The 605-nt window shown below is 39.3% G+C and carries 1 protein-coding gene; it reads right to left on the reverse strand.

Annotated features, from left to right (window positions below; all coding sequences use genetic code 11):
• Nucleotides 1-97: 97 nt before the first annotated feature.
• On the reverse strand, nt 98-605 hold a 508-nt coding region (locus GMD4S_RS10055), incomplete at its 5' end, for a DUF933 domain-containing protein (protein WP_000317512.1).

Here is a 605-nt window from a genome sequence, read left to right on the forward strand (position 1 = left end):
TAATCCAACAAGTAATTTAGTCATTTATTTTTCCTTTCAAAAGCCAAAAGGGTTGGAATTTTTTTCCAACCTAATTGACACTATTTATTAAATGTTATTAAACGTTAAAGCGGAATTCCATGATATCGCCATCTTGAACGATATATTCTTTTCCTTCTTCACGCAAGCGTCCAGCTTCTTTTACAGCCTTTTCAGATCCATATTTCACTAGATCCTCATATGACATTGTTACTGCACGAATAAAGCCTTTTTCAAAGTCTGAGTGGATAATACCAGCTACTTGAGGAGCTTTCATCCCTCGCTTAAAGGTCCAAGCACGGACTTCTTTTTCACCAGCTGTGAAGTAAGTTCCAAGCCCAAGCAAGTGATAGGCTGCACGAGTCAACTTGTCAACGCCTGATTCTGTCAAGCCAAGTGCTTCAAGAAACTCTTGCTTATCCTCATCGTCTAACTCAGAAATTTCTTCCTCAGCACGCGCGGAAATAACGACTACTTCAGCATTTTCTGTCGCTGCAAATTCACGAATTTTCTTCACATATTCGATAGAATCTGGGTCTCCAACAACATCCTCATCCACATTAGCAACATAAAGAACTGGTTTAGTG

It is taken from the genome of Streptococcus sp. GMD4S (genome assembly GCF_000296955.1).